The organism is Psychromarinibacter sp. S121 (genome assembly GCF_049801035.1).
GTDB lineage: Bacteria > Pseudomonadota > Alphaproteobacteria > Rhodobacterales > Rhodobacteraceae > Psychromarinibacter.
Genome location: NZ_JBNAGE010000004.1, coordinates 36,151 through 57,613, shown reverse-complemented (window position 1 = coordinate 57,613; position 21,463 = coordinate 36,151). Strand labels below are relative to the sequence as shown.

The 21,463-nt window shown below is 64.6% G+C and carries 14 protein-coding genes; 12 read left to right on the top strand and 2 right to left on the bottom strand.

Going from position 1 to position 21,463, the window contains the following annotated elements:
- Nucleotides 1–19 precede the first annotated feature (19 nt).
- The gene (locus ACP156_RS18805) at nucleotides 20–1,237 is read right to left on the bottom strand and encodes a PLP-dependent aminotransferase family protein (RefSeq protein ID WP_425052911.1); all 1,218 of its coding nucleotides are present in this window, start codon (nucleotides 1,235–1,237) and stop codon (nucleotides 20–22) included.
- Nucleotides 1,238–1,474: 237 nt separating this feature from the next.
- Here ACP156_RS18805 and rplK point away from each other — a divergent pair, with 237 nt between their 5' ends.
- Nucleotides 1,475–1,900: a 50S ribosomal protein L11 gene (gene rplK, locus ACP156_RS18800; RefSeq protein ID WP_425052910.1), complete on the top strand. Its 426-nt coding sequence runs from the start codon at nucleotides 1,475–1,477 to the stop codon at nucleotides 1,898–1,900.
- Nucleotide 1,901: 1 nt separating this feature from the next.
- Nucleotides 1,902–2,621 carry a 50S ribosomal protein L1 gene (rplA, locus tag ACP156_RS18795; RefSeq protein ID WP_425052909.1) on the top strand — a complete coding sequence of 240 codons (720 nt, stop codon included), beginning with the start codon at nucleotides 1,902–1,904 and terminating at the stop codon, nucleotides 2,619–2,621.
- 67 nt (nucleotides 2,622–2,688) lie between these two features.
- On the opposite strand, the gene ACP156_RS18790 is transcribed toward rplA, so the two are convergent.
- Nucleotides 2,689–3,468: a YkgJ family cysteine cluster protein gene (locus ACP156_RS18790; protein WP_425052908.1), complete on the bottom strand. Its 780-nt coding sequence runs from the start codon at nucleotides 3,466–3,468 to the stop codon at nucleotides 2,689–2,691.
- Nucleotides 3,469–3,992: 524 nt separating this feature from the next.
- On the opposite strand from ACP156_RS18790, the gene rplJ reads away from it, so the two are divergent.
- The 10 genes from rplJ (at nucleotide 3,993) to ACP156_RS18740 (ending at nucleotide 21,335) form a co-directional block, all read left to right on the top strand.
- Complete coding sequence (rplJ, locus tag ACP156_RS18785) at nucleotides 3,993–4,511, top strand: 50S ribosomal protein L10 (protein WP_425052906.1); 519 nt, start codon at nucleotides 3,993–3,995, stop codon at nucleotides 4,509–4,511.
- Between the two features lie 73 nt (nucleotides 4,512–4,584).
- Complete coding sequence (rplL, locus tag ACP156_RS18780) at nucleotides 4,585–4,968, top strand: 50S ribosomal protein L7/L12 (protein ID WP_425052905.1); 384 nt, start codon at nucleotides 4,585–4,587, stop codon at nucleotides 4,966–4,968.
- Between the two features lie 246 nt (nucleotides 4,969–5,214).
- Nucleotides 5,215–9,351, top strand: coding sequence for a DNA-directed RNA polymerase subunit beta (rpoB, locus tag ACP156_RS18775; RefSeq protein ID WP_425052904.1), 4,137 nt, complete (start codon nucleotides 5,215–5,217; stop codon nucleotides 9,349–9,351).
- Nucleotides 9,352–9,442: 91 nt separating this feature from the next.
- A complete protein-coding gene (gene rpoC, locus ACP156_RS18770; protein ID WP_425052903.1) occupies nucleotides 9,443–13,684 on the top strand; it encodes a DNA-directed RNA polymerase subunit beta' in 4,242 nt (1,413 codons plus the stop codon).
- A gap of 202 nt (nucleotides 13,685–13,886) precedes the next feature.
- The gene (locus ACP156_RS18765) at nucleotides 13,887–15,629 is read left to right on the top strand and encodes a PHA/PHB synthase family protein (RefSeq protein WP_425052902.1); all 1,743 of its coding nucleotides are present in this window, start codon (nucleotides 13,887–13,889) and stop codon (nucleotides 15,627–15,629) included.
- Between the two features lie 97 nt (nucleotides 15,630–15,726).
- Nucleotides 15,727–17,556, top strand: a complete 1,830-nt coding sequence (ilvD, locus tag ACP156_RS18760; protein ID WP_425052901.1) for a dihydroxy-acid dehydratase — start codon at nucleotides 15,727–15,729, stop codon at nucleotides 17,554–17,556.
- Between the two features lie 89 nt (nucleotides 17,557–17,645).
- Complete coding sequence (locus tag ACP156_RS18755) at nucleotides 17,646–18,623, top strand: sugar phosphate isomerase/epimerase family protein (RefSeq protein ID WP_425052900.1); 978 nt, start codon at nucleotides 17,646–17,648, stop codon at nucleotides 18,621–18,623.
- Between the two features lie 3 nt (nucleotides 18,624–18,626).
- Nucleotides 18,627–19,481, top strand: coding sequence for a PfkB family carbohydrate kinase (locus ACP156_RS18750; RefSeq protein ID WP_425052899.1), 855 nt, complete (start codon nucleotides 18,627–18,629; stop codon nucleotides 19,479–19,481).
- A gap of 75 nt (nucleotides 19,482–19,556) precedes the next feature.
- Complete coding sequence (locus tag ACP156_RS18745) at nucleotides 19,557–20,417, top strand: D-amino-acid transaminase (RefSeq protein ID WP_425052898.1); 861 nt, start codon at nucleotides 19,557–19,559, stop codon at nucleotides 20,415–20,417.
- A gap of 105 nt (nucleotides 20,418–20,522) precedes the next feature.
- On the top strand, nucleotides 20,523–21,335 hold the full coding sequence (locus ACP156_RS18740; protein WP_425052897.1) for a BtpA/SgcQ family protein: 813 nt from the start codon (nucleotides 20,523–20,525) through the stop codon (nucleotides 21,333–21,335).
- Nucleotides 21,336–21,463 lie beyond the last annotated feature (128 nt).

Here is a 21,463-nt window from a genome sequence, read left to right as displayed (position 1 = left end):
GGCTTTTGGCTTCCGGCGCTCAGCGCCGGATGTTGCCGCTGATCTCCGGCACGCCGAACTCCTCGCGACAGATTTCGGCAAGCCGGGCGACGCCCTTGCGGATCGTCTCGATTGGCGGGTTCGCGAAGCATAGCCGGATCCAGCGGTCGGCATCGCCTTCCAAAGACCAGTCGGGCCCGGGGTTCACCGCGACGCCCTTCGCCCCGGCGACCGCCGCGAGTTGCGGTGTCGTGACGCCCTCGGGCAGCTTCAGCCACAGGAAAATCCCTCCGGGCGGCTTGGCGAATTCGACCGTCGTTCCAAAACACTCGTCCACCGCGTCGATCATCGCGTCCAGCTTGCCCTCCAGCACGGCATTGCAGCGGCGTACATGGTCGTCGAAGTGGTCGGGGCAGTATTCGGCCAGCATCATCTGTTCCAGCGCGGGCGAGCCGGCATCGGTCTTCAGCGCAATGAGGCGTCCCAAAACCGGCCAGCCGGCGTTGATGTAGCCCACGCGCAAGGCCGGTCCGACGGTCTTCGAGAAGGTGCCGATGTGGATGACCATGCCGCTATCGTCCAACGCCCGCAGCGCGGGCGGCCGTTCATTCGCCCAGACGAGATCGGAATAGCACTCGTCCTCGAAGATCGGCACACCGTGTTGCTTTGCCAACTCTAGCATCCGGTGGCGGCGGTCGAGCGGCAGGATGGTGCCGGTGGGGTTATGAACGGTCGCGATGGTGAAGATGTACTTCGGCCGGATCCCTTTCGCCGCCAGATCGTTCAGCACCGTCTCCAGCGCGTCCATCCGCATCCCCTCTGCATCAAGCGGAACGGGGATCATATCGACTCCCATCGCACGGAGCTTCGAGAAGGTGCCGCCGTAGTTGGTTTCCTCGACGATGACGGTGTCGCCGCGTTCCAGCAGCAGCTTGTTCACCAGTTCCATCGCCTGCAACGAGCCAGAGGTCAGCAGGATGTCATCCGCCGTGGTGTCGATGCCGGAGTAGCGCTTCAGTTTTTGCACGAGGTACTCTCGCAGGGGCCGGTAGCCCTGCGGGCCGCTGCGCAGGCTGTAGGTCGCGATGTCCGCGCCCTCGCGCGACAGCGCCCGGTCCATTGCGGCGCGCAGGTCGTCCACCGGAACGGTTGCGTTGTCGATGTGGCCGCCGATGAAGTTGAACTCGGGAAAACCGGACCAGCGCTTTGCCGGCGCCGGTGTGCTTTCCGGCAGCAGCGGAGAAAAGTCGAACGTCATCGTTTATCCTGTTATCTGTTTCGCTGGACCGTAGGGGGCACAGGACACTGGTGGCAAGCGGCGTGATTGCAGGGCCGCCGGGCTTGCAGAATCCCTTTCCCGGGTGTATGCGCCGCGTCTGTCGTCGGAAGATGGCACCCTGTGTGGGAGGCGAGGGCATCGCGATGTCCGGACCAGACCACATCAACCGAAGCCTGCGGAACGCGTTTCGCGGGTGTTGAGAAAAGGAATTGGCACATGGCCAAGAAAGTAGCCGGCACCATGAAGCTTCAGGTGCCCGCCGGTCAAGCGAACCCCTCTCCGCCGGTCGGCCCGGCGCTGGGTCAGCGCGGCATCAACATCATGGAATTCTGCAAGGCGTTCAACGCCAAGACGCAGGAAATGGAGCCCGGTGCGCCGTGCCCGACCGTGATCACCTACTACCAGGACAAGTCCTTCACGATGGACATCAAGACGCCGCCCGCGTCTTACTATCTGAAGAAGGCTGCCAAGCTGAAGTCCGCCGCCAACAACCCCGGCCGCGAGACTGTTGGTTCGGTGTCTGTCGCTCAGGTGAAAGAGATCGCCGAAGCGAAGATGAAAGATCTGAACGCGAATGACATCGACGCCGCGATGCAGATCATCCTGGGCTCCGCCCGCTCCATGGGCATCGAGGTGAAGTAAGATGGCAAAGCTCGGAAAACGCACCCGCGCCGCGCGCGAAGCCTTCGCCGGCAAGGAAAACCTGTCGGTCGAGGAAGCTGTCGAACTGGTGAAATCGAACGCCAAGTCGAAATTCGACGAGTCGGTCGAGATCGCGATGAACCTGGGCGTCGACCCGCGTCACGCCGACCAGATGGTTCGTGGCACCGTGACCCTGCCCAACGGCACCGGCAAGACCGTTCGCGTCGCCGTGTTCGCCCGTGGCGCGAAGGCTGATGAAGCCACCGCAGCCGGCGCGGACATCGTTGGCGCCGAGGACCTGATGGAAACCATTCAGGGCGGCACCATCGACTTCGACCGCTGCATCGCCACCCCGGACATGATGCCGATCGTCGGCCGTCTGGGTAAGGTGCTTGGCCCGCGCAACCTGATGCCGAACCCGAAGGTCGGCACCGTGACCATGGACGTCAAGGAAGCCGTCGAGGCGGCCAAGGGCGGTCAGGTTCAGTTCAAAGCCGAGAAAGCGGGCGTCGTGCACGCCGGTGTCGGCAAAGCCTCGTTCTCGGCCGATCAGCTGGCCCAGAACGTGCGTGCTTTCGTGGACGCGGTGAACAAGGCGAAGCCGACGGGCGCGAAAGGGACCTATATGAAAAAGGTCTCGATCAGCTCGACCATGGGCCCGGGCGTGTCGATCGACGTGCTGTCGGCCACCGGCAACGCACCGGCCGAAGCCGCCGAGTAAGGCGCTTCACGACTGGAATTCGGAAAGGGCGGGCCTTCGGGTCCGCCCTTTCTGCTTTTGGCGGTGGTCAGCGGCCACCGGCCTTGGCCGCATCCCGGCAGGCATCTTCCAGCGCGCGCGGCTTGTGGCGCGCCGCGTCCAGCGTCGCCGTGCGATCCTCGCCTTCGACCGCGCCTTCGGCGACGCGGGCCATGGCATAGGTCGGAACGCGGGCCAGCCCCTTCAGCAGGTCGCGAGCCAGTGCATGAACGGCGAGATAGTCAAGGTGGCTGCCCAGCAGTCCTGCGCCTGCTTCCTGTCCTCCCTCGGCATTGACCCGGCAGGCCTCGGCATCGGTTGAAATGAACGACCGGCAGATCGTCGGGCGCGCGTCATAAGCGCGGCAGGCGCGGGTCTCGGGGTCGAGCGCCGGGCAGGCAGCCGGATGCCAGCCGCGACCGTCCGGCTGACCGGCAAGCGGGGCGAGCGCGTCGTGCAGCCGTATCGCCTCGGCTTCGGTGATGGTGCCGCCGTCGCCGCCTTGCAGGATACAGCAAAAGGCGCAGCCCTCGGCGCAGGCGGCCTCGGTCACGGCGCGGGGCGGGTTCTGCATAAGCGTATCGCGCGAGACGTCGCCCAGACGAGCCGCCGCCTGTCCGCGGGCCAGTTCCCCGGCGGCCTGCGGCAGCGACATGCCATGCGCCGCCGCGGTGTCGAGATACGCAGCCAACATCCGGCGGGCGCGGGCTTCGGCGTCCTTGCCTGCGCCGGTGGCGCGGGCGCGGTCGAGGCGGGCGCGGAGATCGGCGACAGAGGTCGGGCGGCCCTTTGGCTTGCCGGTTGCGCGGCGGTCGGTGCGGGGGCTCATGCGGGCTGACTGATCCTGTAGCGCGGTGTTTGCCAGAGTATACGGGGCGGACGGTTGCACCGCCAGATGATCGCCCGACGTCACAGAACCGCCCGATTTTTACGCAAGCTCTTGATTTGGGCGGTCCGGTCGCGCAAACTGCCGTCCGTGATGGGTTACCTGGTTCACTTGCCGGACATCGCCTGAGACCGGCACTCCCGCGGCGTTTCGCGTCCGCGTGGATTTTTCTGTCGTTCGGGTCTTCACAATCTTTACACGAGCGTCTAAACACACCGCTTGTCCGGTGCCCGAGTCTCTTGGGTGCCCGGATGATTCGTCCGAGACGGTGGGTGGCCCGAAATCCTTCGACGCCATAATTCCTGCCCGAGACGGGAAGAGACCAAGAATTCTTCGGATGGCCCCCGAACCTTCGTCGGGCCGTTCCGGGGCGAATTGGCTGGACCCGTAAGGACCCGACGCCGGGCATCGCCCGGTGAACTAGGAGCCGGGGGGTCGCCAAGGCCCTCCATACTTGGAGTAAAACTGTGGATAGAGCCCAGAAAGAGAAAGTGGTCGATGAACTCGGCCAGATCTTCGAAAGCTCTGGCGTCGTGGTGGTTGCACACTACGCGGGTCTCACGGTTGCCGAGATGCAGGACCTGCGCGCACGCATGCGTGATGCGGGCGGGGCCGTGCGTGTTGCCAAGAACAGGCTCGCCAAGATCGCCCTGGAAGGTAAGCCGAACGCTTCGATCGCTGATTACCTGACGGGCATGACCGTACTCGCCTATTCCGAGGACCCCGTGGCAGCAGCCAAGGTGGCCGAGGACTTCGCCAAGGATAACAAGAAGTTTGAGATCCTTGGCGGTGCTATGGGCGAGACGGCTCTGGACCGGGCCGGTGTCGAGGCCGTGTCGAAAATGCCGTCGCGCGATGAGCTTATTGCTTCCATCGTCGGCTGCATCGGCGCGCCCGCTTCGAACATCGCCGGCGCCATTGGCGCACCTGCTTCGAACATCGCAAGCATCCTCTCGACTATCGAGGAAAAGGCCGAAGCGGCCTAAGGCAAACGGGATATCCCGCGTGGGGTTGTACCCTCTCGCGTTGGAACACATCTAGGAAAACGGAAACAGTACAATGGCTGATCTGAAGAAACTCGCCGAAGAGATCGTGGGCCTGACCCTGCTCGAGGCTCAGGAACTGAAAACCATCCTGAAAGACGAATACGGCATCGAGCCCGCTGCTGGCGGCGCTGTCATGATGGCCGGTCCGGCTGCCGGTGGCGACGCTGGCGCTGCCGAAGAAGAGAAGACCGAATTCGACGTCATCCTGAAATCGGCTGGCGCTTCGAAAATCAACGTCATCAAAGAAGTCCGCGCCATCACCGGCCTGGGCCTCAAAGAAGCCAAGGAACTGGTCGAAGCCGGTGGCAAAGCCGTCAAAGAAGGCGTTGCCAAAGCTGAAGCCGAGGAAATCAAAGGCAAGCTCGAGGCCGCTGGCGCCGAGGTGGAGCTCAAGTGATTTCCGTCGTCCCGATGCGGGACGGATGAGAAGTTCGAACACGGCTGGATCCGGGCATTCCCGGGTCCAGCCATCCGCGTCTCAGGAAGGGCTTTGCAGCCCAGAGCCCTTCCTAAGGTGCGGAAACCGATCGGGCGGCAGCCGGTGGGACGGCTGCCAGGGATAGATCGGTCCCACCTGACCCAAGGGCGCATTGCCGTAGCCCCGACGGCGATGCGTTTGCGAAGATGAGAGGTGTATTCCCTTATGGCGTCCAGCTACCTTGGCCAGAAGCGTCTCCGTAAATATTATGGCAAGATCCGGGAAGTCCTGGAGATGCCGAACCTCATCGAGGTTCAGAAATCCAGCTATGAGCTGTTCCTGAAATCCGGCGACGCGGTCGAGCCCGCGCTGGACGAAGGCATCAACGGCGTGTTCCGTTCGGTCTTTCCGATCAAGGACTTCAACGAGACCGCCGTTCTGGAGTTCGTGAAGTACGAACTCGAGAAGCCGAAATACGACGTCGACGAGTGCATGCAGCGTGACATGACCTACAGCGCACCGCTGAAGGTTACGCTTCGCCTCATCGTGTTCGATGTCGATGAAGACACCGGCGCGAAGTCGGTGAAGGACATCAAGGAACAAGACGTCTTCATGGGCGACATGCCCCTGATGACCCCGAACGGCACGTTCATCGTGAACGGCACCGAGCGCGTCATCGTTTCCCAGATGCACCGTTCGCCGGGCGTGTTCTTCGACCACGACAAGGGCAAGACCCACGCCTCGGGCAAGCTGCTGTTCGCCTGCCGCATCATTCCCTACCGCGGCTCCTGGCTGGACTTCGAGTTCGACGCCAAGGACATCGTGTTCGCGCGCATCGACCGTCGCCGGAAGCTTCCGGTGACCACCCTCCTGTACGCCCTCGGGCTGGACCAGGAGGCGATCATGGACGCCTACTACAACACGGTCACCTACCGGCTTGAGAAGAACCGCGGCTGGAAAACCAAGTTCTTCCCCGAGCGCGTTCGCGGCACCCGCCCGCCGTTCGACCTGGTCGACGCGGCCACCGGCGAGGTGTTTGCCGAGGCTGGCAAGAAGATCACCCCGCGTGCGGTCAAGAAGATCATCGACGAGGGCCAGATCACCGATCTGATGGTTCCGTTCGAGCAGATCGTGGGCAAATACGCCGCGAAGGACATGATCAACGAGGAAACCGGCGCGATCTATGTCGAAGCCGGCGACGAGCTGACGTGGGAAACCGACAAGGAAGGTGAAGTCACCGGCGGCACGCTGAAAGAGCTGGTCGACGCGGGCGTCACCGAGATCCCGGTTCTGGACATCGATAACGTCAACGTCGGTCCGTACATGCGCAACACCATGGCGCAGGACAAGAACATGGACCGCGGCACGGCGCTGATGGACATCTACCGGGTCATGCGCCCGGGCGAGCCGCCCACCGTCGAGGCTGCGTCGGCCCTGTTCGATACCCTGTTCTTCGACAGCGAGCGCTACGACCTTTCGGCCGTGGGCCGCGTGAAGATGAACATGCGCCTGGCTCTGGACGCGCCGGACACGCAGCGGACGCTGCGCAAGGAAGACATCGTCGCCTGTGTGAAGGCGCTGGTCGACCTGCGGGACGGCCGTGGCGAGATCGACGACATCGACCACCTCGGCAACCGCCGGGTGCGCTCGGTCGGCGAACTGATGGAGAACCAGTACCGCGTCGGTCTGCTGCGGATGGAACGCGCGATCAAGGAACGCATGTCGTCGGTCGAGATCGACACCGTCATGCCGCAGGACCTGATCAACGCGAAACCGGCCGCCGCCGCCGTGCGCGAGTTCTTCGGCTCGTCGCAGCTGTCGCAGTTCATGGACCAGACCAACCCGCTGTCCGAAGTGACGCACAAGCGTCGCCTGTCGGCGCTTGGCCCGGGCGGTCTGACCCGCGAACGTGCAGGCTTCGAGGTGCGCGACGTTCACCCGACCCACTATGGCCGGATGTGCCCGATCGAGACGCCGGAAGGTCCGAACATCGGCCTGATCAACTCGCTCGCCACGTTCGCCCGCGTGAACAAGTACGGTTTCATCGAGACCCCGTACCGCGTGGTCAAGGAAGGCCAGGTCACGGACGAAGTGCACTACATGTCCGCGACCGAGGAAATGCGTCACACCGTGGCGCAGGCCAACGCGACGCTGGACGACAACGGCAAGTTCGTGAACGAGATGGTCAACACCCGCCAGTCGGGTGAATACACGCTTGCGCCGAACGAGGCCGTCGACCTGATCGACGTGTCGCCGAAACAGCTGGTGTCGGTCGCGGCGTCGCTTATTCCGTTCCTGGAAAACGACGACGCCAACCGCGCTCTGATGGGCTCGAACATGCAGCGGCAGGCCGTGCCTCTGCTGCAGGCCGACGCGCCCTTCGTGGGGACCGGGATCGAGGGCAAGGTCGCCATCGACTCGGGCGCCGCGATCCAGGCACGCCGGGGCGGGATCATCGACCAGGTCGACGCGCAGCGGATCGTTATCCGCGCGACCGAAGACCTGGAGCCGGGCGATCCGGGCGTCGACATCTACCGGCTGCGCAAGTTCCAGCGTTCGAACCAGAACACCTGCATCAACCAGCGTCCGCTGGTGAAGGTGGGTGACAAGGTCGGCAAGGGCGAGGTCGTGGCCGATGGTCCGTCGACCGATCTTGGCGAACTGGCTCTGGGTAAGAACGTGGTCGTCGCGTTCATGCCGTGGAACGGCTACAACTACGAGGACTCGATCCTGATCTCCGAGCGTATCGTGCGCGACGACGTCTTCACCTCGATCCACATCGAGGAATTCGAAGTCGCCGCCCGTGACACCAAGCTTGGGCCGGAAGAGATCACCCGTGACATCCCGAACGTCGGTGAAGAAGCGCTGCGCAACCTCGACGAGGCTGGCATCGTTTACATCGGCGCCGAGGTCGGACCGGGCGACATTCTTGTCGGCAAGATCACTCCGAAGGGCGAAAGCCCGATGACGCCGGAAGAAAAGCTTCTGCGCGCCATCTTCGGTGAAAAGGCTTCGGACGTGCGCGACACCTCGCTGCGGCTGCCGCCGGGCGACTTCGGCACGATCGTGGAAGTCCGCGTGTTCAACCGTCACGGCGTGGAGAAGGACGAACGTGCCCTCCAGATCGAGCGGGAAGAGGTGGAACGCCTGTCGCGCGACCGCGACGACGAGCTGCACATCCTCGAGCGCAACATCTACGCGCGTCTGAAGGACATGATCCTCGGCAAGACCGCGGTGAAGGGTCCGAAAGGCGTCAAGCCGGGCTCGGAAATCACCGAGGACCTGCTGGAGATGCTGTCTCGCGGCCAGTGGTGGCAACTTGCGCTGAGCGACGACGCCGAGGCCCAGATGGTCGAGGCGCTGAACGCGCAGTTCGAGGCCCAGAAGCGGGCGCTGGACGCACGCTTCGAGGACAAGGTCGAGAAAGTCCGTCGTGGCGACGACCTGCCGCCGGGTGTCATGAAGATGGTCAAGGTCTTCGTCGCGGTGAAGCGCAAGCTGCAGCCGGGCGACAAGATGGCCGGCCGTCACGGCAACAAGGGCGTTATCTCGCGCGTGGTGCCGATCGAGGACATGCCCTTCCTTGCGGATGGTACTCCGGTCGACTTCGTTCTGAACCCGCTCGGCGTGCCGTCGCGGATGAACGTCGGCCAGATCCTTGAGACCCACATGGGCTGGGCCGCACGGGGTCTGGGCATCCAGATCGACGACGCGCTGGGGTCCTACAAGCGGGACGGCGACCTGACTCCGGTCAAGGAAGCGATGCGGATCGCCTATGGTGACGATGTCTACGAAGAAGGCATCGCCGGCATGGACGACGACCAGCTTCTGGAAGCGGCGGGCAACGTGACCCGTGGTGTTCCGATCGCGACTCCGGTCTTCGACGGCGCCAAGGAAGCGGACGTCAACGACGCGCTCAAGCGGGCCGGCTTCAACGAAAGCGGCCAGTCGGATCTGTTCGACGGGCGGACGGGCGAGAAATTCGCGCGGCCGGTGACGGTGGGGATCAAGTACCTGCTGAAACTGCACCACCTTGTCGACGACAAGATCCACGCGCGGTCGACCGGCCCGTACTCGCTTGTTACCCAGCAGCCGCTGGGCGGTAAGGCGCAGTTCGGCGGTCAGCGTTTCGGGGAGATGGAGGTCTGGGCTCTGGAAGCTTACGGCGCCGCCTACACCCTGCAGGAAATGCTGACGGTGAAGTCGGACGACGTGGCGGGCCGGACCAAGGTCTACGAAAGCATCGTCAAGGGCGAGGACAACTTCGAGGCGGGCGTTCCCGAGAGCTTCAACGTGCTCGTCAAGGAAGTCCGCGGCCTCGGCCTGAACATGGAACTCCTGGATGCGGAGGGGGAAGAGTAAAGGTGCGCGACCAGCGCGCACCCTACCAACCGTAGGGTGCGTGGCTTCCACGCACTTTCCCCCTCCCAACGCCCCTGATTAGGAATTCGAGATGAACCAGGAACTGACCACCAACCCGTTCAACCCGCTTGCGGCGCCGAAGACCTTCGACGAGATCAAGGTCTCGCTGGCGTCGCCCGAGCGGATCCTTTCTTGGTCCTACGGTGAGATCAAGAAGCCCGAGACGATCAACTACCGGACCTTCAAGCCCGAGCGCGACGGCCTGTTCTGCGCCCGTATCTTCGGGCCGATCAAGGACTACGAGTGCCTGTGCGGCAAGTACAAGCGGATGAAGTATCGCGGCGTCGTCTGCGAGAAATGCGGTGTGGAAGTCACGCTGCAGAAAGTCCGCCGCGAGCGTATGGGCCACATCGAACTGGCCGCGCCGGTTGCGCACATCTGGTTCCTGAAGTCGCTTCCGTCCCGGATCGGCCTCATGCTGGACATGACGCTGCGTGACCTCGAGCGGATCCTGTACTTCGAGAACTACGTCGTCATCGAACCGGGTCTGACCGACCTGACCTACGGCCAGCTGATGTCCGAGGAAGAGTTCAACGACGCGGTCGACGCTTACGGCGGCGACGCCTTCGAGGCCGACATCGGCGCCGAGGCGATCCGCAAGATGCTGGCCAACATCGACCTCGAGTCCGAGGCCGAACAGCTGCGCGCGGATCTGGCCGAGGCCACCGGCGAACTGAAGCCGAAGAAGATCATCAAGCGTCTGAAGATCGTCGAGAACTTTCTCGAGTCGGGCAACCGTCCCGAGTGGATGATCATGACCGTGATCCCGGTCATTCCGCCGGAACTGCGTCCGCTGGTTCCGCTGGACGGCGGCCGCTTCGCGACGTCGGACCTGAACGACCTGTATCGCCGGGTGATCAACCGGAACAACCGCCTGAAGCGTCTGATCGAGCTTCGTGCGCCGGACATCATCATCCGGAACGAAAAGCGGATGCTTCAGGAATCCGTCGACGCCCTGTTCGACAACGGCCGTCGCGGCCGCGTTATCACCGGCGCGAACCGTCGTCCGCTGAAGTCGCTGTCCGACATGCTGAAAGGCAAGCAGGGCCGCTTCCGCCAGAACCTTCTGGGTAAGCGCGTCGACTTCTCGGGCCGTTCGGTCATCGTGACCGGCCCCGAGCTGAAGCTGCACCAGTGCGGCCTGCCGAAGAAGATGGCGCTCGAGCTGTTCAAGCCGTTCATCTATTCGCGGCTGGAAGCGAAGGGTCTGTCGTCGACCGTGAAGCAGGCGAAGAAGCTGGTCGAGAAAGAGCGCCCGGAAGTCTGGGACATTCTCGACGAGGTGATCCGCGAGCACCCGGTTCTTCTGAACCGCGCGCCGACGCTGCACCGTCTGGGCATCCAGGCCTTCGAACCCACGCTGATCGAAGGCAAGGCGATCCAGCTGCACCCGCTTGTGTGTTCGGCGTTCAATGCTGACTTCGACGGTGACCAGATGGCCGTCCACGTGCCGCTTTCGCTGGAAGCCCAGCTGGAAGCCCGCGTGCTGATGATGTCGACGAACAACGTTCTGTCGCCCGCCAACGGCGCGCCGATCATCGTTCCGTCGCAGGATATGATCCTTGGCCTGTATTACATCACGATGCAGCGCGAAGGCATGAAGGGCGAGGGAATGATCTTCGCCGACACCGACGAAGTTCAGCACGCGCTGGATTCCGGCGAGGTCCACCTGCACGCCAAGATCACTGCGCGTGTGAAGCAGATCGACGAGGAAGGTCAGGAAGTCTGGCAGCGGTTCGAGACGACACCGGGCCGTGTGAAGCTCGGCGCGCTTCTGCCGCTGAACGCCAAGGCTCCGTTCGAGCTGGTCAACCGTCTTCTGCGGAAGAAGGAAGTGCAGCAGGTCATCGACACCGTCTACCGTTACTGCGGTCAGAAAGAGTCGGTCATCTTCTGTGACCAGATCATGTCGACCGGCTTCCGCGAAGCCTTCAAGGCCGGCATCTCTTTCGGCAAGGACGACATGCTGATCCCCGACACCAAGTGGGGCATCGTGAACGGCGTCCGCGAGCAGGTGAAAGAGTTCGAACAGCAGTACATGGACGGCCTGATCACCCAGGGCGAAAAGTACAACAAGGTGGTCGACGCCTGGTCGAAGTGTTCGGACCAGGTTGCCGACGCGATGATGGGCGAGATCTCGGCGGTTCGGTACGACGATGCCGGCGCAGAGCTTGAGCCGAACTCGGTCTACATGATGTCGCACTCCGGTGCGCGTGGTTCGCCGGCTCAGATGAAGCAGTTGGGCGGGATGCGCGGCCTGATGGCCAAGCCGTCGGGCGAGATCATCGAGACACCGATCATCTCGAACTTCAAGGAAGGCCTCACCGTGCTGGAGTACTTCAACTCCACCCACGGCGCCCGTAAGGGTCTGGCCGACACCGCGCTCAAGACAGCGAACTCGGGTTACCTGACCCGTCGTCTTGTGGACGTGGCGCAGGACTGCATCGTGCGCCAGCACGACTGCGGCACCGAGAACTCGATCACCGCCGAAGCCGCCGTCAACGACGGCGAGGTGGTGGCGTCGCTGGCAGAGCGTATCCTGGGCCGCGTTGCGGCAGAGGATGTGCTGAACCCCGGCACCGACGAGGTTCTGGTGGGCAAGGGCGAACTGATCGACGAGCGTAAGGCCGACGCGGTGGAATCCGCCGGCATCGCCGCGATGCGCATCCGCAGCCCGCTGACCTGCGAGGCCGAGGAAGGCGTCTGCGCCATGTGCTACGGTCGCGACCTTGCACGCGGTACGATGGTGAACCAGGGCGAAGCCGTGGGCATCATCGCGGCTCAGTCGATCGGTGAACCCGGCACGCAGCTGACGATGCGGACGTTCCACATCGGCGGCATCGCGCAGGGTGGTCAGCAGTCCTTCCTCGAGGCTTCGGCTTCGGGCAAGGTCGAGTTCCGCAACCCCAACATCCTGACCAACGCCTCGGGCGAGCAGATCGTTGTGGGCCGGAATATGTCGCTGGCCATCGTCGACGAGAACGGCGTCGAGCGGGCAACGCACAAGCTGGGCTACGGCACCAAGGTCTTCCCCGAGGATGGGGCGACCGTGGCGCGTGGCGACAAGCTGATCGAATGGGACCCGTACACCCTGCCGATCATCGCCGAGAAGGACGGTTCCGTCCGTTTCGTCGACCTGGTTGCCGGTCTGTCGGTCCGCGAGGACACCGACGAGGCCACCGGCATGACCCAGCGGATCGTGTCCGACTGGCGTGCCGCGCCGAAAGGCAGCGACCTGAAGCCCGAGATCATTCTCGTGGGCGAGGATGGCGAGCCGGTCCGCAACGATGCGGGCAACCCGGTGACCTATCCGATGTCGGTGGACGCCATTCTGTCGGTCGAAGACGGTGTGAAGGTTCAGGCCGGTGACGTTGTCGCGCGTATCCCGCGCGAGGGCGCCAAGACCAAGGACATCACCGGTGGTCTGCCGCGGGTGGCGGAACTGTTCGAGGCGCGTCGTCCAAAGGACCACGCGATCATCGCCGAGATCGACGGCTACGTGCGGTTCGGACGCGACTACAAGAACAAGCGTCGCATCGCGATCGAGCCGGCGGACGAGTCGATGGAGCCCGTCGAATACATGGTGCCCAAGGGCAAGCACATCCCGGTGGTCGAAGGCGACTTCGTCCAGAAGGGCGACTACATCATGGACGGCAACCCTGCGCCGCATGACATCCTGTCGATCATGGGTGTCGAAGCGCTTGCCGATTACATGATCGACGAGGTGCAGGACGTGTATCGACTGCAGGGTGTGAAGATCAACGACAAGCACATCGAGGTGATCGTTCGCCAGATGCTGCAAAAGTGGGAGATCCTCGACTCTGGCGACACGACGCTTCTCAAGGGCGAGCACGTCGACAAGGTCGAGTTCGACGAAGCCAACGAGAAGGCCGCGGCCAAGGGCGGGCGTCCCGCTCAGGGCGAGCCGATCCTTCTGGGGATCACCAAGGCTTCGCTGCAGACCCGGTCGTTCATCTCGGCGGCATCGTTCCAGGAGACCACGCGCGTCCTTACCGAGGCTTCGGTGCAGGGCAAGCGCGACAAGCTGGTCGGCCTGAAAGAGAACGTGATCGTCGGCCGCCTGATCCCGGCCGGTACCGGTGGCGCGACCCAGCGGGTCCGCCGCATCGCTCAGGAACGCGACAGCAAGGTGATCGAAGAGGCACGGGCCGAGGCGGAAGCCGCCGCAGCTCTGGCCGCCCCGGTTCAGGACTTCATGTCCGAGGACGACTTCGACGCCGGTCTGGTGGAAACGCCGGAAAGCCGCGACTGATCGACGGACTGATCTGAAACAGGAAACGCCCCGCCCGGAAACGAGCGGGGCGTTTCGCTTTGCGTGGGGCGACACCTGGCGCCCTGCGGGGGCCGGGCGCGTCCTGACCTGGATCAAGGCGCGGGCTACGTGTCCGTGTCACATTCAGCGGCGACAATGCTTCCTGCGCCACCTGCCGCAGGCCCGCCGGAAAGGCCCAATCATGAACAAGCTTCTGCCCCTGCCGGATCGCCCCGGCAACATGCCCTTGGCGGACGATATCGCGCCCGCCTACCATGCCATCAACCGCGTGGTCCGCTCGCGTATCGCCCAGTCGACATCCGGAACCTCGCCCTATTCCATAGGCTCTGCATGGATCGACTGGATGCGGGACGCAGCGACCGCGCCCGGTCTCGGCGCCGAACTGGCCGAACGCTTCTGGCGCGACCAGTGGCTCGCATGGCTGGGCGCGCTGGACGCCGAAGGGGGCCTTGTCCCCGACCGCAGCGACCACCGCTTCGACGCGCCCGAATGGGATCGCCTGCCGTTCCGGTTCTGGAAGCAGTCCTTCCTCGCCGCGGAAGACTTCTGGGCGCGGGCCGCGCAGGGCACGGGCCGGTTGAACCGCCACACGGCCGATCGCATCGCGTTCCTGACCCGGCAGGTGCTGGACGCGATGTCGCCGTCCAATGCGATCGCCACCAATCCCGTCGCGCTGAAACGCACGATCGAAACGCTGGGCCTGAACCTCGTACACGGGGCGCAACTGATGGCCGAGGACGTGGCCGAGGTGATCTCGGGCCAGCCGTCGGCCAGTGGGACGTTCCGCGTGGGCGAGACCATTGCCTGCACGCCCGGAGAAGTCGTGTATCGCAACGAGTTGTTCGAACTGATTCAATACCGGCCCACGACCGAGAAGGTGCATGCCGAGCCGGTGCTGATCGTGCCCGCTTGGATCATGAAATATTATATACTCGACCTCAGCCCGGAGAACTCGATGGTGCGCTTCCTGCTGGATCAGGGGCACACGGTGTTCTGCATCTCGTGGGTCAACCCGACGGCAGAGCTTCGCGAGAAGGGGCTGGACGCCTATCGCCGTCACGGCGTGCTGGAGGCGCTGGAGCAGGTGAACCGCATCTGTCCCGACCAGAAGGTTCACGCATGCGGGTACTGCCTTGGCGGTACGATCCTTGCCATCACCGCTGCGGCGATGGCCGGGAAGGGGGACGACCGCTTCGCCTCGATCACGCTGATCGCGGCGCAGACCGATTTCACCGAGGCCGGCGAACTGATGCTGTTCGTGGACGAGACTCAGGTCGGCTTCCTTGAAGACCTCATGTGGTCGCAGGGCTATCTCGACAGCGCGCAGATGGCCGAGACCTTCCAGTTCCTGAAGGCGCGCGACCTGATCTGGTCGCGGCACGTTCATCGCTATCTGATGGGCGAGGACGAGCGCGAGTTCGATATCGCGGTCTGGGCCAAGGATGCCACGCGCATGCCTTACCGGATGCATTCCGAATACCTGCGCGGCCTGTTTCTGGAAAACCGGCTGACCGCCGGACGTTTCGACGTGGAAGGCCGGGTGATCGCGCTGAAGGACATCACGGCCCCGTTCTTCGTGCTTGGGACCGAGCGGGATCACATCGCCCCGTGGCGGTCGGTTTACAAGGCGGCACTGTTCACCAACAACGATCTGACCTTCGCGCTGACAGGGGGCGGCCATAACGGCGGCGTGCTGTCCGAGCCGGGCCACAAAGGGCGCCGCTATCGCTTGGGTCACCGGACGCCGGGCAAGCGGTACATGGATCCCGATACGTGGTTCCGGAATCACGAGCCTGTCGAGGGGTCATGGTGGGAGGCCTGGGCCGACTGGCTGAACCGGCAGAGCAACGGCAAGAAGGTGGCCCCGCCCGAAATGGCGGCGTCGCTTGGGGCCGCGCCGGGGCACTACGTTCTGGTGCACTGAACCGGTCGGAACGATCGAAAGCTGTTCCAGCGACTCCGCTTATGGCGCTCGCCCTTTTCCTGCGTTAAACCGTCTCCGCTAGCCCGGAGGATCAGCAATGCCGTATTACCGTTCCCGCACCACTACGCATGGCCGCAACATGGCCGGGGCCCGTGGCCTTTGGCGTGCGACCGGCATGAAGGACGAAGACTTCGGCAAGCCGATTATTGCCATCGTGAACAGCTTCACGCAGTTCGTACCCGGCCACGTGCACCTGAAGGACCTTGGCCAGATGGTCGCGCGCGAGGTCGAGGCCGCTGGCGGTGTCGCGAAGGAATTCAACACCATCGCCGTCGATGACGGTATCGCGATGGGCCATGACGGGATGCTGTACTCGTTGCCCTCGCGCGAGATCATCGCCGACTCGGTCGAGTACATGGTCAACGCCCACTGTGCCGACGCGATGGTCTGCATCTCGAACTGCGACAAGATCACCCCCGGCATGCTGATGGCCGCGCTGCGGCTGAACATCCCGGTGGTGTTCGTGTCCGGCGGCCCGATGGAGGCCGGCAAGGTCACGTGGGACGGCAAGGAACATGCGCTGGACCTCGTGGATGCGATGGTCGCCGCGGCCGATGACAACTATTCCGACGAGCAGGTCGAGGCGATCGAACAGGCGGCGTGCCCGACCTGCGGTTCGTGCTCTGGCATGTTCACCGCGAACTCGATGAACTGCCTGACCGAGGCGCTGGGGCTGTCGCTGCCGGGGAACGGCTCGACGCTGGCGACTCACGCTGACCGCAAGCGGCTGTTCGTCGAGGCCGGGCACCTGATCGTGGACCTTGCCCGCCGTTATTACGAGGGCGAGGACGCAAGCGTCCTGCCGCGCAACATCGCCACCTTCGAGGCGTTCGAGAACGCGATGTCGCTGGACATCGCGATGGGCGGGTCGACCAACACGGTGCTGCACCTTTTGGCCGCCGCGCATGAGGGCGAGATCGACTTTACCATGGCCGACATCGACCGGCTGTCGCGCAAGGTGCCCTGCCTGTGCAAGGTCGCGCCCGCGAAGAACGACGTGCATATGGAAGACGTCCACCGCGCCGGCGGGATCATGGCGATCCTCGGCGAACTGGACCGCGCGGGCCTGCTGGATACGAAGGTGAACACCGTCCACTCCGGCACCATGGCCGACGCGCTGGAACGCTGGGACGTGAAGCGGACCAAGGCGAATTCGGTCCACGAATTCTTCGCCGCCGCTCCGGGCGGTGTGCCGACGCAGGTCGCCTTCAGCCAGTCGCGCCGCTACGAGACGGTCGATCTGGACCGCGAAGGCGGTGTGATCCGCGCCAAGGAACACGCCTTCAGCCAGGACGGCGGGCTTGCGGTGCTGTACGGCAACCTCGCCGAGGACGGCTGCATCGTGAAGACGGCCGGCGTCGATGAATCGATCCTGAAGTTCAGCGGCCCGGCGCATATCTTCGAGTCGCAGGACGACGCGGTCAGCGGCATCCTCACCGGCAAGGTGAAGGAAGGCGAGGTCGTGCTGATCCGCTACGAAGGTCCACGCGGCGGGCCCGGCATGCAGGAAATGCTGTACCCGACCAGCTATCTGAAATCGAAGGGCCTTGGCAAAGCCTGCGCGCTTGTGACCGACGGCCGCTTCTCGGGCGGGTCCTCGGGGCTGTCGATCGGTCACGTCTCTCCCGAGGCGGCCGAGGGCGGCACCATCGGGCTGGTCGAGCAGGGCGATCTGATCGAGATCGACATCCCGAACCGGACGATCAACCTTGCCGTGGACGATGCGACGCTTGCCGCGCGGCGCGAAGCGCAAGAGGCGAAGGGCTGGACCCCCGCCAAGCCGCGCAAGCGCAAGGTGACGACCGCGCTCAAGGCCTATGCGGCGCTGACCACCAGCGCGGCGAAAGGGGCCGTGCGTCAGATCTGACGACATAGCGTCCGGGAGGACCCTTCGGGGCGGACGAAACAGGGGGGCGCCCGCCTGCGAAAGGGCGGGTGCCGGGGGAGGAGAGACCGGTGACCAAGTTCGCGACGCGACTGAATTCCTTTGCCGCGCGGGCAGAGGCGGAATGGCCTGACCTCAAGGGAAAGCCGACCGCCCTGATGTGCGCGCAACGGGCGGCCAAGGTTCCGGGCCTGACCCATGTCGACCTGAACTATCCCGACCATGTACCGGGCAACCCCGCCGAGGTGGCCGCGACGATCCGCGATTGCGGGCTCGACGTGAACGGGCTGGCGATGCGGTACTACACCAACCCCGCTTTCAAGCTTGGCGCCTTTACCCATCCCGACCGCGCCGTCCGGCAAGAGGCCATCGACCAGACCAAGGCCGGCATCGACGCCGCGCTTGCGATGGGCGCACCGCTGATGACGCTGTGGCTGGGTCAGGACGGCTTCGACTACAGTTTTCAGGGCGACTACGCCCGCATGTGGGACGATGAGATCGCAGGCATCCGCGAGGTCGCGGCCCACGCGCCGGAGTGCATGATCTCTATCGAGTACAAGCCCAACGAACCCCGGTCTTATGCGCTGATGCCCGATGTCGCGACCACGCTTCTGGCGATCGACGAGGTGGGGCTGCCGAACCTTGGCGTGACCCTCGATTTCGCGCATGTGCTTTACGCCGACGAGATGCCCGCCTTCGCCGCCACGCTGATCGCGCGGCGGTCGCGTCTGCTGGGGGTTCACCTGAACGACGGCTACGGCAAGCGGGACGATGGCCTGATGGTCGGCTCCGTCCACCCGCAGGCGACGCTGGAACTGCTGTGGCAGATCGCGCGCGACGGCTTCGACGGGGTGATCTACTTCGACACCTTCCCCGACGCGTCCGGCATCGACCCGGTCGAGGAATGCGCCGCCAATATCGAGATGACCGAACGCCTGATCGGCATGGCGAAACGTGTGGCCAGGGACAATGCGCTGCACGAGGCCATCGCGGCGCAGGACTCACCGCGCAGCCAGCGCGCGGTGCAGCGGATTCTTGGCGGGGAATAGGCGATGACCGTCGCGGTCGTCGTCGGCAGCCTGCATTACGACATCTTTGTCGACGCGCCGCACCGTCCCGGCGCCGGTGAGACGGTGACGGCCCGAAGCTGGACGCCGAAGTTCGGCGGCAAGGGCGGCAATCAGGCCGTCGCGCTGGCCAGTTACGGCTGCAACGTCCAGATGGTGTCGGCTGTCGGCGACGACGGTTTTGCGCCCTTCCTGCTGGACCGTTTGGCGGCGGGAGGAGTCTCTGCCAAGCATGTCGCGCGCGTTGCCGGGGTCGGCTCGGGGATGAGCGTCGCCATCGGGGACGACGCGGGCGACTACGCGGCGGCTATCGTATCCGGCGCGAACCTGTCCATCGATCCGCAGGCCGTGGCGGACCCGGCGCTTTGGCAGGGCGCGGCGTTCCTGCTGTTGCAGAACGAGGTGCCCGAGGCGGTCAACGTCGCCGCTGCGATGGCTGCCCGTGGCAACGGAGCGCGCGTCTGCCTGAACGCCGCGCCGATGCGCCCGCTGGGCGAAAACCTTGCCGCGCTGGTCGACATCCTTGTGGTCAACCAGCCCGAGGCCGAGGCGATCTGCGGCGCGCAGGTCGGCACGCTGGAAGACGCGCGGCGCGCGGCGAGGATGCTGGCAGACCGCTTTCCCGTCGCAATCGTCACGGCAGGCGGTGCGGGTGTCGCGTTTGCCGCGAAAGAACTGGACGGCGCGGTTCCGGCGCTGCCGGTCAAGGTCGTCTCGGCCCACGGCGCGGGCGACCACTTCATTGGCGCGCTTGTCTCGGCACTGGCGCATGGCGAGGCACTACCGGATGCCGTTGCCTCTGCCAATGCAGCCGCGGCCCGGCATGTGTCCGGCGGCTGAAGCCTTCTGCGTTTTCCCCTTTTCCTTGCCGCTGCGGCGCGGCATGTAGGGCAAAGCAGCTTAAGGAGACCGCCGATGACCCGCACCGTCTATGTCAATGGAGAGTACGTGCCCGAGACCGAGGCGAAGGTCTCCGTCTTTGATCGCGGGTTCCTTTTCGCGGACGGCGTCTATGAGGTGACAAGCGTTCTGGACGGCAAGCTGGTGGACTTCGACGGTCACGCCAAGCGGCTGGAACGGTCGCTGAACGAACTGGAGATGAAGGCCCCCGCGACCCGCGACGAGTTGCTGGAAATCCATCGGCAGCTGGTCGAGAAGAACGGCATCGTCGAGGGCCTGATCTATCTGCAGATCACCCGTGGCGCGCCCGGCGACCGTGACTTCGCCTATCCCGCCGCCGATGTGCCTTCGACGTTGGTGCTGTTTACCCAGAACAAGCCGGGCCTCGCGGACAATCCGACAGCGAAGACCGGCATCAAGGTCATCTCGGTCCCGGACGTGCGCTGGGGCCGCCGTGACATCAAGACGGTGCAGCTGCTGTACCCGTCGATGGGCAAGATGATGGCCAAGGCCGCCGGCTGTGATGACGCGTGGATGGTCGAAGACGGCAAGGTGACCGAGGGCACCTCGAACAACGCCTACATCGTGAAGGGCGGCAAGATCATTACCCGTGAACTGTCGAACGACATCCTGCACGGCATCACCCGCGCCGCCGTTCTGAAGCTGGCGCGCGAGGCGCAGATGGAAGTCGAAGAGCGCAGCTTCACCATCGAAGAGGCCCAATCGGCGGACGAGGCGTTCTTCACCTCGGCCTCGGCCTTCGTAATGCCGGTGGTCGAGATCGATGGCGTCGCCGTTGGGTCCGGCACCCCGGGCCCGATCGCGGCACGGCTGCGCGAAATCTACCTCGACGAAAGCCGCAAGGTCGCGATCTGACCCTGTGTCCCGCCACCCACGCGGATCTGCGCGCGGGGGCCTTTCCCTTCGCATGTGAACCTGCGTAGGTTGCTCCCGAAGGCGTCCGCGCCGATGGGAGGATTCATGAGCAAGTTCACCGCCGTTTTTGGCGATACGAAACCCGTGATCGGGATGGTGCACCTTGGCGCGCTGCCCGGTTCACCCCTGCATGACGAAGACGCCGGGCTGGACGGCCTTGTCGCCGCCGCCCGCGCGGACCTGAAAGCGCTGCACGACGCCGGCTTCGATGCCGTCATGTTCGGGAACGAGAACGACCGGCCCTACGAATTCGACGTCGACACCGCCTCGACCGCGACGATGGCCTATGTGATCGGCCGGCTGCGCGACGAAATCACCGTGCCCTTCGGCGTAAACGTCCTGTGGGACCCCGAAAGCAGCATCGCGCTTGCCGCTGCCACCGGCGCGTCCTTCGTGCGCGAGATCTTCACCGGCACCTACGCCAGCGACATGGGGCCGTGGACCCCGGACGCGGGCCGCGCGATGCGCTACCGCGACCGGCTGGGCCGCCGCGACCTTGCCATGCTGTTCAACGTCTCGGCCGAATTCGCCGACAGTCTCGACCGCCGGTCCCTGCCGGACCGGGCACGGTCGGCGGTGTTCTCCTCGGTTCCCGACGCGGTGCTGGTCTCGGGCCAGATCACCGGCGAGGCGGCGCGGTTCGAGGATCTGGAAGCGGTGAAGGCGGTTCTGCCCGACACCCCCGTGATGGCGAACACCGGGGTCAAGCACGCCACCGTCGCCGACATCCTGCGTGCTGCCGACGGCTGCGTCGTGGGGTCCGCGCTGAAGATCGACGGCGATACGTGGAACCCCATCGACCCCGAACGCGCGAAGGACTTCATGGACCGTGCACGCGCCGCGCGGGGCGGACGGTGAGCGTGCTGGTGATCCTGTCGGGGCCGCCCTCCCGTGCCGCGGTTCGGGCGCGGGCGTATGAACCCTGCGATCGCGGCCTTCGCGTCGATACCTCAACATGCTCTGCCGACGCAGCGGCGGACCGGATA